This window comes from Xanthomonas sp. NCPPB 1068, from assembly GCF_041479385.2.
In the GTDB taxonomy this organism is placed as follows: domain Bacteria; phylum Pseudomonadota; class Gammaproteobacteria; order Xanthomonadales; family Xanthomonadaceae; genus Xanthomonas; species Xanthomonas cannabis.
The window spans coordinates 4,846,953-4,864,051 of the sequence record NZ_CM192986.1 but is presented as its reverse complement, the minus strand read 5'-3'; the positions used below and the strand labels follow the sequence as shown (position 1 = coordinate 4,864,051).

General features: G+C 64.1%; 12 protein-coding genes. 8 read left to right on the top strand and 4 right to left on the bottom strand.

Annotated features, from left to right (window positions below):
- The first annotated feature begins 243 nt into the window (after nucleotides 1-243).
- The 4 genes from rpmH to mnmE all read left to right on the top strand — a co-directional run bounded on the left by rpmH (nucleotide 244) and on the right by mnmE (nucleotide 4,407).
- Nucleotides 244-384 carry a 50S ribosomal protein L34 gene (gene rpmH / locus ACCQ12_RS20555; RefSeq protein WP_002805908.1) on the top strand — a complete coding sequence of 47 codons (141 nt, stop codon included), beginning with the start codon at nucleotides 244-246 and terminating at the stop codon, nucleotides 382-384.
- 38 nt (nucleotides 385-422) lie between these two features.
- The gene (gene rnpA / locus ACCQ12_RS20550; protein WP_372383675.1) at nucleotides 423-860 is read left to right on the top strand and encodes a ribonuclease P protein component; all 438 of its coding nucleotides are present in this window, start codon (nucleotides 423-425) and stop codon (nucleotides 858-860) included.
- Nucleotides 861-885: 25 nt separating this feature from the next.
- On the top strand, nucleotides 886-2,610 hold the full coding sequence (gene yidC / locus ACCQ12_RS20545) for a membrane protein insertase YidC (RefSeq protein ID WP_372382611.1): 1,725 nt from the start codon (nucleotides 886-888) through the stop codon (nucleotides 2,608-2,610).
- A 456-nt stretch (nucleotides 2,611-3,066) separates the two neighbouring features.
- Nucleotides 3,067-4,407, top strand: a complete 1,341-nt coding sequence (gene mnmE / locus ACCQ12_RS20540; RefSeq protein WP_372382610.1) for a tRNA uridine-5-carboxymethylaminomethyl(34) synthesis GTPase MnmE — start codon at nucleotides 3,067-3,069, stop codon at nucleotides 4,405-4,407.
- A 108-nt stretch (nucleotides 4,408-4,515) separates the two neighbouring features.
- Here mnmE and ACCQ12_RS20535 read toward each other — a convergent pair whose 3' ends face one another.
- Both ACCQ12_RS20535 and ACCQ12_RS20530 read right to left on the bottom strand, forming a co-directional pair.
- Nucleotides 4,516-7,533: a TonB-dependent receptor gene (locus ACCQ12_RS20535; protein WP_233549018.1), complete on the bottom strand. Its 3,018-nt coding sequence runs from the start codon at nucleotides 7,531-7,533 to the stop codon at nucleotides 4,516-4,518.
- 776 nt (nucleotides 7,534-8,309) lie between these two features.
- Nucleotides 8,310-9,170: an acid phosphatase gene (locus tag ACCQ12_RS20530; RefSeq protein ID WP_372382609.1), complete on the bottom strand. Its 861-nt coding sequence runs from the start codon at nucleotides 9,168-9,170 to the stop codon at nucleotides 8,310-8,312.
- Between the two features lie 196 nt (nucleotides 9,171-9,366).
- Here ACCQ12_RS20530 and ACCQ12_RS20525 point away from each other — a divergent pair, with 196 nt between their 5' ends.
- Both ACCQ12_RS20525 and ACCQ12_RS20520 read left to right on the top strand, forming a co-directional pair.
- The gene (locus ACCQ12_RS20525) at nucleotides 9,367-11,682 is read left to right on the top strand and encodes a TonB-dependent receptor (protein WP_372382608.1); all 2,316 of its coding nucleotides are present in this window, start codon (nucleotides 9,367-9,369) and stop codon (nucleotides 11,680-11,682) included.
- A gap of 237 nt (nucleotides 11,683-11,919) precedes the next feature.
- Entirely contained in the window at nucleotides 11,920-13,020 is a 1,101-nt protein-coding gene (locus ACCQ12_RS20520; protein WP_372382607.1) for a glycerophosphodiester phosphodiesterase, read from the top strand.
- Nucleotides 13,021-13,106: 86 nt separating this feature from the next.
- Here the strand turns inward: ACCQ12_RS20520 and ACCQ12_RS20515 are convergent, their stop codons facing one another.
- Nucleotides 13,107-13,895: a rhomboid family intramembrane serine protease gene (locus tag ACCQ12_RS20515; protein WP_372382606.1), complete on the bottom strand. Its 789-nt coding sequence runs from the start codon at nucleotides 13,893-13,895 to the stop codon at nucleotides 13,107-13,109.
- A gap of 343 nt (nucleotides 13,896-14,238) precedes the next feature.
- A complete protein-coding gene (locus ACCQ12_RS20510) occupies nucleotides 14,239-15,195 on the bottom strand; it encodes a TerC family protein (RefSeq protein WP_372382605.1) in 957 nt (318 codons plus the stop codon).
- 264 nt (nucleotides 15,196-15,459) lie between these two features.
- On the opposite strand from ACCQ12_RS20510, the gene ACCQ12_RS20505 reads away from it, so the two are divergent.
- Together ACCQ12_RS20505 and ACCQ12_RS20500 are read left to right on the top strand one after the other, a co-directional pair.
- Nucleotides 15,460-16,626, top strand: coding sequence for a class I SAM-dependent rRNA methyltransferase (locus ACCQ12_RS20505; RefSeq protein ID WP_184391069.1), 1,167 nt, complete (start codon nucleotides 15,460-15,462; stop codon nucleotides 16,624-16,626).
- Nucleotides 16,627-16,744: 118 nt separating this feature from the next.
- Nucleotides 16,745-17,065 carry a hypothetical protein gene (locus ACCQ12_RS20500; protein ID WP_372382604.1) on the top strand — a complete coding sequence of 107 codons (321 nt, stop codon included), beginning with the start codon at nucleotides 16,745-16,747 and terminating at the stop codon, nucleotides 17,063-17,065.
- Nucleotides 17,066-17,099: the final 34 nt, after the last annotated feature.

The window sequence follows — 17,099 nt, the reverse complement described above, 5'->3', positions numbered from 1 at the left end:
CAAAGTGTGATCATCAGTTGCTGGCTGCGGCGCGCAGCAAGGCGCCGTGCACGCAGCCCGGAAGTGAAAAAGAGGATGGGCCAGACTAGCACCGCGGGCAGGCTTTTCCCAGACTTATTCACAGGTCCATCCACAGGATGCATGCAAGCCCCTCATCGGCATGATGTGCAGGGAGTTGACCCGGGCTGTAGAGGTCCTATAGAATTTCCGGTTCTATTCGTCTCCATTCATGCAGAGGGCCCCATGGCCACCAAGCGTACTTTCCAACCCAGCAACCTCAAGCGAGCACGCGACCATGGTTTCCGCGCACGTATGGCAACCGCCGACGGCCGCAAGATCCTGGCTCGCCGCCGCGCCAAGGGCCGCAAGCGCCTGAGCGCTTGATTGCCGCGCCGCTCTCTGCGGCCGAGGCAAGTCCTACCGTGAACGCATCGAACCCGTGCAGGCGATTTCCTCGCTCTGCGCGGGTTCGTACGCGTGCGCAATATACGGTTGTCTTCGATACCGCACGTCGCACCTCGGACCCGCTGCTCAGCCTGCACTGGCGGACTGGCGATACGCCGCCGCGCCTGGGCATGGCGGTGTCGCGCAAGGTCGATACGCGTGCGGTTGGCCGCAATCGCATCAAACGCGTGCTGCGCGATGCCATGCGTCACCTGTTGCCCGAGCTGGCCGGCGGCGATTACGTCATCGTGGCGCGCTCGGCAGCGGCGAAGGCGACCAATCCACAGATTCGCGACGCCTTCCTGCGTCTGCTGCGCCGCGCCGGCGCATTGCCCCTGCCTGCTGCGCCCGGCACAATGCCGCCCGCCAGGACGATGTATCCATCCTCCCTTTCCCCGACAGAGCCGGAACTGTAGTTCCGACTGAGCGAGTTGCTGCCCGATGAACCAGACCCGTGTTTTCCTGATTTTTGCCTGGCTGATGGTCGCGGCGCTGCTGTGGATGGAGTGGGGCAAGGACAAGGCAGCTGCCAATGCGCCTGTTGCGGCGGCCACGCAATCGGTCCCGGCCGCGCGTGATCTGGATGCGGCAGCGCCGAGCGCCGCTAATGTGCCCGCTGCCCAGGCCATTCCGCAGGCCGGCGCGCCGGGTACGGTGGTGGCGACCAGCAGCACTGCCGCGACGCCGGCGGCTGCCGGCGCTGCACCGGTGGTGACCCTGACCTCGGACGTGCTGCGCCTGAAGCTGGATGGCCGCAGCGTGCTCGATGCCGAACTGCTGCAGTTCCCGCAGACCAAGGACGGCACCGCGCCGGTCAGCCTGCTGACTGAAGATCCGGCGCACCCGTATAACGCCACTAGCGGCTGGGCCAGCGAGCATTCTCCGGTGCCGGGCGTGGGCGGCTTCCGCGCCGAGCAGCCGGGCACCGCGTTCGAACTGGCCAAGGGCCAGAATACCCTGGTGGTGCCGTTCGTGTGGAATGGCCCCAACGGCGTGTCGATCCGCCGCACCTTCACCCTGGAACGTGGCCGCTATGCGATCTCGATCAAGGATGAAGTGATCAACAAGAGCGGCGCGCCGTGGAACGGCTATGTGTTCCGCAAGCTGAGCCGGGTGCCGACCATCCTCAGCCGCGGCATGACCAACCCGGACTCCTTCAGCTTCAACGGGGCGACCTGGTACAGCCCGCAGGAAGGTTACGAGCGTCGCGCGTTCAAGGACTACATGGACGACGGTGGCCTCAATCGCCAGATCACCGGCGGCTGGGTGGCGCTGCTGCAGCACCACTTCTTCACCGCATGGATTCCGCAAAAGGACCAGGCCTCGCTGTACGTGCTGGCCCAGGACGGCCCGCGTGACGTGGCCGAACTGCGTGGACCGGCCTTCACCGTGGCGCCGGGCCAGACCGCGACCACCGAGGCACGCCTGTGGGTGGGCCCGAAGCTGGTCAGCCTGATCGCCAAGGAAGACGTGAAGGGCCTGGACCGCGTGGTCGACTACAGCCGCTTCTCGATCATGGCCATCATCGGCCAGGGCCTGTTCTGGGTGCTGAGCCACCTGCACAGCTTCCTGCACAACTGGGGCTGGGCCATCATCGGCCTGGTGGTGCTGCTGCGTCTGGCGCTGTATCCGCTGTCGGCAGCGCAGTACAAGTCCGGCGCCAAGATGCGCCGCTTCCAGCCGCGCCTGGCGCAGCTGAAGGAGCGCTACGGCGACGATCGCGTCAAGTATCAGCAGGCGACGATGGAGCTGTTCAAGAAGGAAAAGATCAACCCGATGGGCGGCTGCCTGCCGCTGCTGATCCAGATGCCGATCTTCTTCGCGCTGTACTGGGTGCTGGTGGAGTCGGTGGAACTGCGCCAGGCGCCGTGGTTGGGCTGGATCCAGGATCTGACTGCACGCGACCCGTATTTCATCCTGCCGGTGCTCAACATCGCGATCATGTGGGCCACGCAGAAGCTGACCCCCACCCCGGGCATGGACCCGATGCAGGCCAAGATGATGCAGTTCATGCCGCTGGTGTTCGGCGTCATGATGGCCTTCATGCCGGCCGGTCTGGTGCTGTATTGGGTGGTCAACGGCGGCCTGGGTCTGCTGATCCAGTGGTGGATGATTCGCCAGCACGGCGAGAAGCCGAGCAAGATCATCCAGGCCAACGCCAAGTAATCGAAGAAGGCCCGCCGCAAGGCGGGCTTTCTGCATGCGGGCCAGCGGTTGTACGCGCCAGCGCCGCAATCCGGTTGTGTGGACTGCCAGCAACCACATGCCGAAGTGGCATGTTGGCAGGAAACACCCTTAGAACCGGTCCCTCGTGCGCGATGGTCTATCGCACTGTTGGCGCTGCCTGTGCCGTAGCCGGCGATCGCGCCAGGTTGCGCAGGGCGTACTCCACGTCTGTGGAGCTGCAACCGCAAGCAGCGGCGCTGTGCAGGCGCGTGCCGCTGCGGTCGCCTTGATCCTGCGACGCTGAGGAGCGGCATACAGGTGCCCGAAGAAACACGCGTGTCGAACGCACATGCAGTTCGGCGCGACGCACGCGCCCGCAGTGCATCGTCGCCCGCTACCGCGCGGTTCTGAGAGCCGCGCTTATTCTTTTGCAATCCAGGTTGGAGCCAGCGCCCCATGTCCTCAGCTACATCCACCATCGTTGCCATCGCCAGTGCGGCCGGGGTCGGCGGCATCGGGATCGTGCGGTTGTCAGGCCCGCAATCGGTGCAGATCGCCGCAGCGCTGGGCGTTGCCGGCCTGCAACCGCGGCACGCGCGTTACGCACGCTTTTGCGATGCGCAGGGCGAGGTGATCGACGATGGCATCGCGGTGTGGTTCCGGGCGCCGCACAGCTTTACCGGCGAAGACGTGGTGGAGCTGCAGGGCCACGGCAGCCCGGTGCTGCTGCGCCAGATGGTGGCGCGTTGCATCGCAGCGGGCGCCCGCCAGGCGCGCGCAGGCGAGTTCAGCGAACGCGCGTTTCTCAACGGCAAACTCGACCTGGCGCAGGCCGAAGCGATTGCCGATCTCATCGCCGCCAGTGATCTGCGTGCGGCCCGCGCAGCGCGGCGTTCGCTCGATGGCGTGTTCTCGCGGCGTGTGGATGCGGTGAGCGAGAGCCTGACGCGTCTGCGCATCCATGTCGAAGCGGCGATCGATTTCGCCGATGAGCCGCTGGACACGCTGGGTGGATCGCAAGTGCGTCAGGAGTTGACCCAGACACGCGCACTGCTGGCGCAACTGCTGCGTGACGCAGAGCGCGGGCGCAAGCTGCGCGACGGTTTGCATGCGGTGCTGATCGGCCCGCCCAACGCCGGTAAGAGTTCGCTCCTCAACGCGCTGGCCGGCAGCGACCGCGCCATCGTCACCGACGTCGCCGGCACGACACGCGACACCTTGCACGAGGCCATCCAGCTCGATGGCTTCGAGCTGACCCTGGTCGACACTGCCGGCCTGCGCGAGGGCGGCGATGCGATCGAGCGCGAAGGCATGCGCCGCGCCCGCGCCGAACTTGAACGCGCCGATCTGGCGCTGGTGGTGCTGGACGCACGCGACCCGCAGGCCGCACGCGATGCGATTGGCGATGCCATCGATGCAGTGCCACGCCGGCTGTGGATCCACAACAAATGCGACCTGCTGGCCGAACCCGCAGCGCTCGACCGCGATGCGGTCGCGGTATCGGCGGTGACCGGGCAGGGACTGGAGCAGTTGCACGTCCGCTTGCGCGAGCTCGCGCTGGGCGACGCAACCGACAGCGTGGACGGCGAGTTCTCCGCACGCACCCGCCATGTGGAAGCGCTACGCCGCGCCGAACACCACGCGGACGCCGCCGACCTTGAGCTGGGTTTCGAGCAGCTCGAACTGGCCGCCGAAGAACTCCGCCTGGCGCATGCGGCACTGGGCGAGATCACCGGCAAGCTGAGCGCCGATGAATTGCTGGGTAAGATCTTTTCGAGTTTTTGTATCGGGAAGTGATGCGGTGCCGTGCAGCGTGCTCGCGATGAGCGATCCGCAACGGCTGGCGCAAAGGACACCGGCCTCTTTCGAGGCCGGTGTTGATGGAGCCGATGTGCAATCAAGCCATCAGAAGTCGTAACGTGCGGTCAGCCGGAACGAGCGCGGCGTCTGATAATTGCCGTCATTCAAATAGTTGGGGCTGATCACATCGCGGGATGCTTCACTGAACTCGTTGTACTCGGTGACGCGGTCGTTATTGAACAGATTAAACACGTCGAGCTTGATGCGCAGCTTGTTGTCGGCCCAGTTGGGGATGTATGCAGCCGCCAGATCGAAGGTCCAGGTCCACGGCGTACGCCCTTCATCGCCGCGCTGCCGTAACACGCGGGTGCCTTCAGCGTTCAAGCAATAAAAGCTCGAACCGCTGTAACCGCTGAGGTTGCCCTGGTCAGGCTGCGGAATGTCGTCCAGCGGGATGTAGCCCTGGCAATTGACCGGACGACCGGACTGCAACACCAGGTTCCCGCCGAACTGCCATTCCGGCGTGAGGTTATAGGCACCGAACAGCTTGAGGGTGTGCTGACGATCGTTTGGCGTCGGGCCATAGGTGCCATCGGTAAACAGACGGTGATCGAAGTCCTGCGTCAGGCCCGGATCTTCCTGTTCCAATGTGGAATTGACGTAGCCCTCAACATTGCCTCGCGTTCTGGCAAACGTGTATGAGCCCTGGAAGTTGAATTTCTCGCCGGTGCGCTCCCAGAAGAATTCCAGTGCGGTATGGATGCGTCGATACTCCGGAAGACCGAGATACGATGCCGGCAGGGTTGCCAGTTCCACTTCGCCATCGCCATTCAAGTCGACATTAAGCGTGACATCGCTGCCTGGGTTAAGGAAGTAGCAGCTCGGCACCGAACCCGGATCGAAATCGGGATAGCCGTTATCGGCGGCCCAATCGATCCAGGGATTGGTGGTGCAGGTATCGTCCATGCCCGACTTCACCTCGCGGCGAATCATGCGCACGCCTGCCATCCAGTTCTCGGTCAACTGCAACTGCCCACCGAGAATGACTTCGTCCTGATACATCGGCGAGAGATTGGTGGATGCAACCGATGCCGGGTTTGGCGCAACTAGCGAGCCGTTGGTCTGGGTAGCGCCGATCTGCGCACCCTGGCCAACCGGCCGGCCGTCGGCCTCGCTCCAGCCATTGACGAAGTACCAGTTGGACACGGTCGATTCTGCGCCCGTTGCACGAATACTCGAGTTGGTTGCGACGGGGATGTAGTAACGGCCTGCGGTGCCGAACAGCTTCAGGCTGGAATCGCCCAGCACGTCCCACGAAAAACCAAGTCGCGGGGCGAGCTTGTAGTCCGACTCCACCCAGGCGATACCATCGCCATTCTTGTTCTCGAATTTTTCGCCACGCAATCCGAGCACCGCGAGGAAGTCCTCGCTGATCTGCCAATTGTCTTCAAGATAGAAAGCGCTGTTGGTGTTTTCGTAGCTGGAGCTGCTGGTTTGATAGACGCGCGAGCGTGCATACAGTGCGCCGCGCGGCACCAGCTGACCGTTCACGGTGCGGCCCGGACGTCCGGCAAATGCGCCGGTGGCAACCGAATTATTGGGGACCAGGTAATAGGCCCAATTGATGCCGCCAGCATAGGTCTGGCCACGATGGCTGGATTCGTAGTTTTCCTGATCGACACCGAAGCGCAACCGGTGATCGCCCAGCACCCACTCGCCATCGACGCGGAAGGCCTTGCGGATGTCTTCGTCCGGCTCGGCATTCAGATCGGCGATGGTCGAAATCGTTCCCGGGTTGCAACCGATGTAGCGATCCACCGTGCTGGTGGTTAGTCCAAAGCTGTAAGCCCACGGGCACTCGCCGCCAGCCGGATTGGCCGGCAGGCGCGAGTCGATCAGGTTGCTCAGATAGCCGTACTGCGCCGACAAGGTGAAGTTGTCGGTGAAGTAGCCGGTGTACTTGAGGATGCCGACCTTGCCGCCGTTTTCCATCTCATAGCTTTCGATCGGCGACTCGTGCCTGCCGACGTTGTAACGGTTATCGCCGTTGGCATCGAGGTTGTATTCGTAAGTGCGGTACTTGGTCTTGGCTTGGTTGTAGATGCCGGTGAATTCGACCAGATTGCTGTCGTTGATGTACCAATCGAGCTTGACCAGGCCTTGCGGCGTGTCATCGCGAACCTGCCGGCTCGTCAACGCGTAGAAGTTGTCTTCAGTCTCGCTGCGCCCCTCCACCATGGCGAAGAAGAACAGCCTGTCTTTGATGATGGGGCCGCTGGCATACGCAGAGTAAATGGTGCTGTCGAACTGATCGTCGCTGCGGTACTGGTACAGCGGGTCCGACGCGTCTGGGTCGCGTTCGCGGACGTTCTTACCTGCTGCCGCGCCCCAGTCCGGCGCCCATTCCACGCTGGCGCCGTAATGCCAATCATTGGAGCCGGACTTGGTCACGATGCTGACGATGCCGCCCAGGGAGCGGCCATACTCGGCGCCATAGCCACCGGTCTTGACCTGCAACTGCCCGATGCCCTGGAACGGCACATTGGCAAACGACAGGAACGTGCGCATGTTGGTCACGTCGAAGCCGTTGATGTAATAGCCGTTCTCGGCCACCGACGAGCCGCCGAACGATGCGAGGTTGCCAGCACCCAGGCCGCTGTCGCCTCGTACCGCACCTGGCGCCAACAGTGCAACCGAAGACACATCGCTGGCTACCGGCAATGCAATCATCTGCTCGGCGGTGAAGACCGTGGTGGATTCAACCGACGAGACATCGATGGGATTGAGCGCGCCGGTGCCGATCACGTTGACCCTGTCCAGCGTTGTGGCGTTGCTTCCGAACACGACCTGCGAGCCGCTACCGACCTTGACCTCGACTTCGCGCGTCACCCCGTCGGCGGTGACCACGTATTTGCCCGGCGGTAGCTGGTTGAAGCTGAATCTGCCGTCGGACGCGGCGGTGACCGAACGGGTGACACCGGTCTGCGGGCTCTGAATGGCAATGGTGCTGCCTGGCTGCCCGCTACCGAAGATGGAACCCACCGAGCTCTGTGCCTGCACGCCACCTGCCACACACATGCCCAGGGCGAGGCTCAAGGCACTGCGCGTGATATTCCTGGACAACGAACTACGAACTCCTGGACGCGTCATTCCTCTCTCTCCTGATGAATTACGCACAACGACTTCGAAACGTGGGACTCGACTGCCCTGCAGCAGCTGAGGGGAGGTGCGCTTCAAGCGACAGCAAGCTGAACGGCTGTCATATTCCTGAAGGCTGTCTGAAGATTAACCTAGGATTTACGGAGATGTCACCAGTTGGGAACTTTCTTGTGAAACAGCGCTTTCGGGCCGGGTATCGCCGGGCAAACTCGTGTAAGCGAAGGCACTATTGCCAGTCGTCCTCCGCTGTGGGCAGGCCGGGGGCTATCGCGGTAGCGAGTCGCTCATTCCTGAGCAGGGGTATGTGCGGGTTTACAGCCGGACGGAGAGCGTCGGTGGCTACGGGCGACCAGCGCGGCACGGCGTATGCTGCAGCTGATCTGAGGTGTCGGTTGGCCACTGTGGCTCAGTACCGATGGAGTGACTGTTGGCCGCAATCAGCAGCTACAGGATGGCTGTTGTGCCCAAGGGCGCAGATGCGCGGGACAAGCCGAATGGATCGAGGGAATCGGTATGAGCCAACGACGCGGCAGTCACGCACCCGAACCCATGACGCGGGCAAACGCGAGCGCGCCAGTTGCCGATGCACTACCTGCAGCTGTTCGAATGCTATGAGCATGCTCACTGCGTTGTTGAAGCAGCATGCTCAGAGCGCACCGGCACCGTAAAAGCGTTGCAACCAGGCCCGCACATACGCCCGGCAAGGGGCGCCGGCCATTGAGCCGACGTTGCGGCGCTGGCTACATCACACCAGGCAGCGCCGTCTGCAGCGCTTGGCTTTCCGCATTGCACGCGGCCACCGTAGATGCAGCCGCCTGTTTCGCCTGCGCCTTTTCGATCTCGCGACGGGCGGCGATCAGGTCCTTTTCGAATGCCGGGTTGTCGTGCAGCGCAGCGACGGTAGCGGCGCCCAGCATGCGGCCCTGGATGACATCGCTTTGCCAGTGCACATTGCAGACCAGGCGGCTGTCGCCGAAGGCGCGGCCGCGGGCGAGCAGGGCATCGCGGTGGGCGGGGGCGATTTCCGACAGGATCAGGCCCCAGGTCCAACCGATGGCGGTGTGGCCGGAGGGGTAGGAGCCGTTCTTGCGCAGGGCCGCGTCGTCGGCGGGGGTGCACATCGGTTGGTCGTTGCGCATGAACGGGCGCGGGCGTTGGTAGCGTGCCTTGGCGGCGCTGGTGCTGGTGCTGGCATCGCGCATGCTGCGCTCGAGCAGGCGCAGCAGATGCGGGGTGCTGGCCGGGTCGATCTGTACGCCGAGCGCGCAGCTGAAATGGCTGGCCGCAGCGGGGAAACCCAGCACCGCGTCCTGCGCTGCCAGGTCCCAGCGTGGGGTACCGCGCAACGCCAGCATGGCCTTGGCGACGGCCTCGTCGTTGGCGAGTGCAGCGCTGCCGTCCTGCGGCGGGGGCGGCACCAAGCGCAGACTGTCGGGTAGCTGGTCCTTATCGAGGTAGCCACGCGCGTCGGTGGCGAGCACCGAATCCGCCGGTGTCGCCGCTTGCCGCGCACGCGCCATGCCGCCACTGCCGGCCAGCAGGGCGATGGCGGCGAGGCCTGCCAACGTCCGGTGGAAAGGCCGAGGAAGACGGTACGACATGAGGCGGATCCTTCAGGCAGCACAACGGAAGAGTCTGCAGATTACGACGTGCAGGTGACAGCCGCATGCCAGCGCAACGCAGTGGTGGCGCGGCGGGCGCAGCGGTTGTCGCCGCACTGTCATCTGTGCGTCGCATCGGCGCAAGACAGCTGTCGCACGCTTGCCGTCATCTTTTGACTCATCCCCCGTGCCGCTCATGCCCAAGATCCATCTCCTAAGTGCTGCCGTGTTCACCGCGCTCGTGCTGTCGCCAGCCGCGCATGCCGCCGATGCAGCTGGCGCCGTGTCTGCCGATGCCTCCGCCAGCTCGGCCACCGTGCAGCAGCTCGATGCGGTGTCGGTGATCGGCCAGGGCGAAACACGCCAGGTGCAGCGCATCACCCAGCAGGACATCCCGGTGTTGCCGCCCGGCACCAGCATCCAGAAGCTGCTCAACCGCATGCCGGGCGTGAACGTGCAATCCAACGATGCGTTCGGGGCCAACGAAGAATCGCAGACGATCAGCCTGCGCGGCTTCAATGGCACGCGCCTGGGCTACACGCTCGACGGCCTGCCGCTGGGCGACAACGCCTACGGCAACTACAACGGCCTCAACATCAGCCGTGCGCTGATCGCAGAAAACTTCGGCGGCGTGGAGCTGGCCTCGGGCATCGGTGCGTTGGGCACGGCCTCCACCAGCAACCTGGGCGGCACCATCCAGTACTACTCGGCCGACCCGTCCAGCGTGTTTGGCGGGCAGGTGTCGCAGACGGTGGGGTCCGATGCCAATCGTCGCACCTTCCTGCGCGTGGATACCGGCGATTACAACGGGTTTTCTGCGTATCTGTCGGGTATCAACGCCGAAGCGGACATGTGGGCGCGCCCGGAATCGCCGACCACCACGCGGCAGTTCAACGCGAAGGGTGTGTATCAGTTCGATGGTGGCAAGCTGACCGCGTTCGCGGACACCTCACGGACCTCGCAGGCTGACTATTCGTACCTGTCCAAGAGCGGTATGGCACGTGGTCTGGGCTGGGACTGGAACCTGTACGCGCCGGACTGGAACCGCGCCTTGGCCGCAGCGTATTGCGCGCCGGCCACGCGCAATGCGGCGCGCTGCGGTTTCAGTGGTGGCGTCGACAACATCGATGATGCGTATTACCAGAGCCGTGCGTTGCGCGACGACGACCTGTTCTATGTGGCCGGCGACTTCCAGCCCAACGATGCGATCAGCCTGCATACGCAGGTGTATCACCATGAGAACAAGGGCCAAGGCCACTGGTGGTCGCCGGGCCAGGCATCGAATCCGGGCACGCCGCAGGCATTGCCGATCTCCATCCGCAGCACCAATTACTGGATCAACCGCACCGGCGGCATCGCCTCGCTCGGTTGGGAACTGGGCCCGCATCACCTGGAAGCTGGCCTGTGGTACGAGCGCAATCACCATGATGTGGAGCGTAATTTCTACTGGATCACCGGCCCGGTCAGCGACGACAAGTTCCTGCAGAACCCCAACCGCCGCCTGTTCTCGCAGAATTACGTGATCACCACCCGGCAGTTCTATGTGCAGGGCAACTTCAAGTTCCTCGACGAGCGTCTGAGCCTGGACCTGGGCATCAAGAGCCCGAGCACCGAAATGACCGCGCGCGAAACGTCGGGCGTGGCAGTGGAAGCACCGGTGGCGACCGGCTCGCTCAAGGCCAGCGAGTCGGTGCTGCCGCAGATCGGGCTGGGCTATCGCGTTGCCGAGGGCCAGGAACTGTTTGCCTCCTATGCGGAAAATATCGCCGCCTTCCAGGGCGGTGGTGCCGGTGGTCCGTTGCTGGTGACACAGGCCTCGTTCGATGCCAGCGTCGGTGCACTGGAGCCGGAGAAGTCGCGCACGCTGGAAGCCGGTTACCGCTTCGTGCGCGATCGCTTCGAGGCATCGCTGGTGGGCTACGACGTCACCTTCGACAACCGCCTGCTCTCGCTCAACCCGTGCGCCAGCATCCAGCAGGGCACCACGCCGGCCTGCACCACGCGCTTCTTCAACGTGGGCTCGGTGAGCAGCCGTGGCGGCGAACTGACCGTGATCTGGAAGCCGACCAGCTACCTGCAGTGGTACAACTCGGCCTCGATCAACCGCTCTACCTACGACGACAACTACGTGCAGAACGGCGTAACCATTCCCACCGCCGGCAAGACCACGGTGGATACGCCCAAGCGCATGTTCGCCAGCGAAATTGCCTTCAATTACGCGAACTGGAACGTCAACCTGCGCGGCAAGTACACCGGTGAGCGCTTCTATACCTACACCAACGACCAGGGCTTTGGCGGCTACACCTCGTTCGATGCCGGCGCCGGGTACGACTTCGGCCAGGTCGGTGTGCTGCAGGGGCTCAAGCTCTCGTTCAATGTCACCAACCTCACCGACAAGCGTTACGCGTCCAATCTCACCGCGTTTGCCAACAGTGACCCGAACGGGCGGCAGTTGGCGTTCCATGCCAGCGCGCCGCGGCAGTTCTTCCTGACGCTGGATGCGAAGTTCTGATGACGGCAATCGGGATTGGGGAATCGCAAAAGCGGGTCTTCCTGTTGCCTGCCGACGCCGATGTCCGTCGATGTAAACAGTTCTAGAGTACTGACAAGACGTCACGCGTGGTTGTCAGGCGGGGAGGGACGATGCAGCGGAGCGGGATGTAGAGTCATACATGCCGCATCGCTCGTCGGCCATGCTCGCCTGGCGATCATGCGGTGGTCTGCTAGCTGTTTTTCGTTGGAGAGATGCATGATGCAGTTCGGTCGTCTTTGGTTGGTGGGAGCGATGATGGTCGGCGTGAGCGGCCCCGCAGTTGCAGAAGCGCCGTTGGCGAAAACGGTGCAGATCTTTGCGCACCGTGGCGCCAGCGCGTTGCGCCCGGAGCACACCCTGGCCTCGTACGCCAAGGCGATTGCCGATGGCGCCGATTTTGTCGAGCCGGATCTGGTGGCGACCAAGGATGGCGTGCTGGTGGCGCGCCACGAGAACGAGATTGGCGGCACCACCGACGTGGCCAGTCATCCGGAGTTCGCCGCGCGCAAGACCCGCAAGACCATCGATGGTCAATCGATGGAAGGCTGGTTCACCGAAGACTTCACTCTTGCCGAATTGAAGACCTTGCGTGCGCGCGAACGGTTGCCGCAGTTGCGCGGCACGCATTGGGATGGGCAGTTTCAGATCGTCACCTTCGACGAAATCATCGATTTTGTCGCAGCCGAATCAGCAGCGACCGGGCGCACGATCGGGCTGATTCCGGAGATCAAGCACCCGAGCTATTTCAGCGGGCTAAATCTGGCGATGGAAGACAAGGTGCTGGCGAGCCTGCGTGCGCATGCCTACACGCAGACCGCGCCTGTGGTGATCCAGTCGTTCGAGACCGGCAACCTGCGTGAGCTGCGCGGCAAGATCGGGCGCAGCAGCACTATTCGCTTGCTGCAGTTGCTGGGCGGCGCGCAGCTGGCGCTGCCCGATGCGGGCGTGGGCAGCGCACCGCGCACCTACGCGCAGATGATCACACCCGAGGGACTGAAGCAGGTTGCCAGCTATGCCGATGCGATCGGCCCGGACATTCGCAGCATCATTCCGCTGGATGTGCAGCAACGCCTGGGCACGCCGACCAGCCTGGTGCACGACGCGCACGCGGCAGGACTGCAGGTACAGCCGTATACCTTTCGCCCGGAGAATTATTTCCTGGCCGCCAACAACCGCAGCAGTGGTGCGGTGACCGAACGTAACGAAGCCGGCGCATTGGCCGAGTTGAAGGCGTATCTGGATGCCGGTATTGATGCGTTCTTTGCTGATGATCCCGGCTTGGCGCGGCGTGCGTTGAGCGAGCGTGCGACGCGTTAAACGTTGGACGCATATGCGGTCTGTAGGAGCGCGCTGGCGCGCGATGAAGCGTTCCCGATAACGCCCCATCGCGCGCAAGCGCGCTCCTACGTCTCAGGTGGCCGTTCGCGTGGCGGGAAGTGCAGCACCACGTTCTGCGAGCCGTCTTCCTGGCGTTGCCACAGCACCGGTACGCGTTGCGGCGGCGGCGGTTCCAGCACATCGCGTTCGGGGTTGCTCACTTCCCAGGCGGCGTCTTCGTCCTCGTCGTCCCAGCTGTAACGTGGCCTGGCCTGTTGTGGGTCGCGCAGGCGCAATAGCAGCGCGGCGATCAGGCCGGCCACCGCGCCACCCAGATGCGATTGCCAGGACACGCCGGCTTCGTGCGGCAGGATGGTCATCAGCATGCCGCCGTAGAACAGGAAGGCGATCATGCTGGTGGCGATCGCCGGGCGGTCGCGGCGCAGCAGGCCCAGCACGAAGACCAGAAACATCAGGCCGTGGGTCACGCCGCTGGCGCCCAGATGCCGGCTGCCGGGCTCGCCCAGCAGCCACGCGCCCAGCCCCGAGCCCAGCCACAGCAATGGCAGCGCCATGGCGGTGGCCCGCGGATACACGCTGCCTGCCAGCGTGCCCAGGATCAGCAAGGCGGCGGCGTTGGCGCCCAGATGCGCGAGCGAGCCATGCAGCAACGGCGCGGTGAGGATGCCGAGCAGGCCGTCGGCCTGCAGCGGCGCCACCGCCCAGGCGCGCCAGTCGAACATGCCCTGGGTGGTGAACACCGCCACCAGCAGCAGCACGGCGGCCAGGCTCACATTGAAGGCACGCAAGACCCGGGAACGATCCAGGCGAGCTTGGGTGGTGGTGTCGGCGGCGGCAACTGGATGCGGAGTCATACCTTCACGGATGGCGTCGCGCGGGTTTTTTACAAGCCTATCCGGCGCGGGATAAGCAGGCCCGGCGACGGGATAATCCAATCCCGGCGCCGATCGTTGGTGCATCAGCCTGCGCCGCATCACGGATGATCTGTTGCTTGGCTGCGGGGTCCTTGCCCGCCCACCATCGCGGGACACGCTGCAAGTACGTCCTTGTAGCCCTTACGCGGCATCCATGCCGCTCAAGGTCCCGCGACGGTGAGCGGGCAAGGACCTGTCGAGATGGTCGGTGCGCATGGTTGGGAGCAGTGCAAGGGCGCGGGCGTTCCCAAATCCCGAATCCCGAATGCCCAATCCCGGCCTCTCAGTGCCCAGCCACCTTGGGCGGGCGCAGCAGGCTCAGCACGATGGTGGCAATCAGGATCGTCACTACCACGCCCAGCGAGACCAGCACCGGGATCTTGTACAGATCGATGATCATCATCTTGATGCCGATGAACACCAGGATCACCGCCAGCCCGTATGGCAGCAGGTGGAAGCGGTCGGCCATGCCGGCCAGCAGGAAGAACATCGCGCGCAGGCCCAGCACCGCGAACACGTTGGAGGTGAGCACGATGAACGGGTCGGTGGTGATCGCGAAGATCGCCGGGATGCTGTCCACCGCGAAGATCACATCGATCACCGCGATCAGGATCAACACCACGAACAGCGGCGTGAACCAGCGTTTGCCGTCCTTGATCACGCTGAGCAGGTTGCCGTGGTACTGCGGGCTCAGGCGCAGGTGGCCACGCATCCAGCGCAACACCGGGTTGGCTTCCAGGTCCGGCTCCTTGCCGGCGGAGAACCACATCTTGATCCCGGTCAGCAGCAGGAACGCGCCGAATACGTACAGCAGCCAATGGAACTTGGCCAGCAGCATCGAGCCGGCGAAGATCATGATCGCGCGCAGGACAATCGCGCCCAGCACACCGATGATCAGCACGCGCTGGCGCTGTTCTTCGGGGACGCCGAAGTAGGTCATCACCATCAGGAACACAAAGATGTTGTCGACCGCCAGGGATTTTTCCACCAGGTAGCCGGTGAGGAACTGCAGCCCGATCTGGTCGGCCTGCGCATCGCCCAGGCTGCCCTGCAGGTACCACCACAGCCCGGCATTGAAGGCCAGGGCCAGCAACACCCAGCCGATGCTCCACCAGGTGGCTTCCTTGAAGGTGACCTTGTGCGCGCCGCCGTGGCGCATCAGCACCAGATCGATCAGCAGCGCGGCGATCACCACGACCCCGAAACCGCCCCATAACCAGACATTGCCAATGGTTTGCATAAAGAATCCCGAAAAAGTGAAACGACCTGGACAGCCGGTTGGGCTGAGGCCTTGTGACACGGAAATCGTGGATTCCGGGTGACGGACCTTCGCCTGCGCGGCGAAGGTCTCGCTCGCAACCGGCCTGGCCGGTTGCCGTTGCACCGGAGCACTGCACAAGGCGGGCTCGTCATGACGGCGACAACGTTGGGAGCTACTCCCCTTCTGCGCCCGATTCTGCGGGCCGGAGGCAGGCACGTCAATCCAGCCGGATACAATGGGCGGATGAATACTCCAGTCCCTACCGTCCGTCTCAAGAATGCCTGGCGCTCCAGCCACCCGTGGATCTTCCAGAAGCTGGTGGAAAAGCCCGCCGCCAAGCCCAAACCCGGCACCATCGTCGATGTGGTCGGCGTGGACGGGGAGTGGATCGGCCGCGGCTTCTACAACGGCCATTCGCGCATCGCCGTGCGCATCCTGGAAACCGACCAGTCGGTGCCGGTGGATGCCGGCTGGTTCTCGCGCAAGATCGCCGCGGCAGTGAGCCTGCGCCGCGACTGGCTCAAGCTCGACGGCGTGTCCGATGCCTGGCGCGTGGTGCATAGCGAAGGTGACGGTCTGTCGGGCCTGGTGGTGGACCGCTACGGCGACCTGGTGGTGGTGGAGTTCTTCGCCGCCGGCATGTTCCGTCACCGCGAATGGATCTACGAGGCGCTGCGCGAGCAGTTCCCGGGCTGCCGCTTCCACAGCTTTGCCGACGAACACGTGCAAAAGCAGGAGAGCTTCGATTTCCACAGCAACACCACCACCGAAGCTGCGGTGATCACCGAGCACGGCATCAAGTTCCGCGCCGACCCGGCCGGCGCGCACAAGACCGGCTTCTTTGCCGACCAGCGCGACAACCGCCAGTGGCTGAGCGAGCAGGTGGAAGGCAAGAGCGTGCTGGACCTGTGCTGCAACACCGGCGGCTTTGCGGTGTATGCCGCTGCGCGCGGTGCCAGCGAGGTGCTGGGCGTGGACATCGATGAAGACGTGATCGCCATTGCCAAGGGCAACGCCAAGCTCAACAACGTGCGCCCGAAGTTCGTGCAGGCCGACATCTTTCCGTGGCTGCGCGATGCGTCCAACCGCGGCGACCAGTTCGATGTGGTGATCCTGGACCCGGCCAAGATGACCCGCGACCGCGAGCAGGTGATCCCGGCGCTGAAGAAATACCTGGACATGAACAAGCTGGCGCTGGGCGTGGTCAAGCCCGGCGGCCTGTTCGCCACGTTCTCCTGCACCGGGCTGGTGGCCGAGCAGGAGTTTTTGGACATGCTGCGGCGCGCGTCGTATTTCTCCGGGCGCACCATCCAGATCCTGAAAGTGGCCGGCGCCGGCCCGGACCACCCGTTCATGGCGCACGTGCAGGAATCGCGCTACTTGAAGGCGGTGTTCTGCCGCGTGGTGTAAGCGCGCCTCGCGGCTGAGGACGCGGTTTGCCGCCTTGCAGGAAGCGTCTTCAGTCGCGCGATGCGATCGCCGGCAAGTAAGGATTCAAGGTAGACATCCAACCAGGAGCCGGCAGCCGATGACGTCCAGCGACGAAGACGAACGCAAGGCCTTGCGCCGCTTGCTGCGCGAGATCGAACGCCCCAATGCCAGCCTGCTGGCCAGCAACTGGCCGGTGTTCGGCGTGTGGCTGCTGTTTTCCGGGGCCTTCATGTACCTGTTCCAGACCGGCGACGGCTCGCCGCTGCACCCGCTGGTGCTGGCGCTGGGCTCGACCTGCCTGGGCGTGTTTGGCGCGTGGATCGTGTTCCGCTCGGTGTGGGCGCGGCAGTGGCCGCACGTGCGCGAGCATGTCGATGTAGAGAGCGTACGCGCGCGTCTGGCCGAACTGGGGGATTGAGCTGCAGCACGCGTGGGCTTGACCGCGTGCTGCA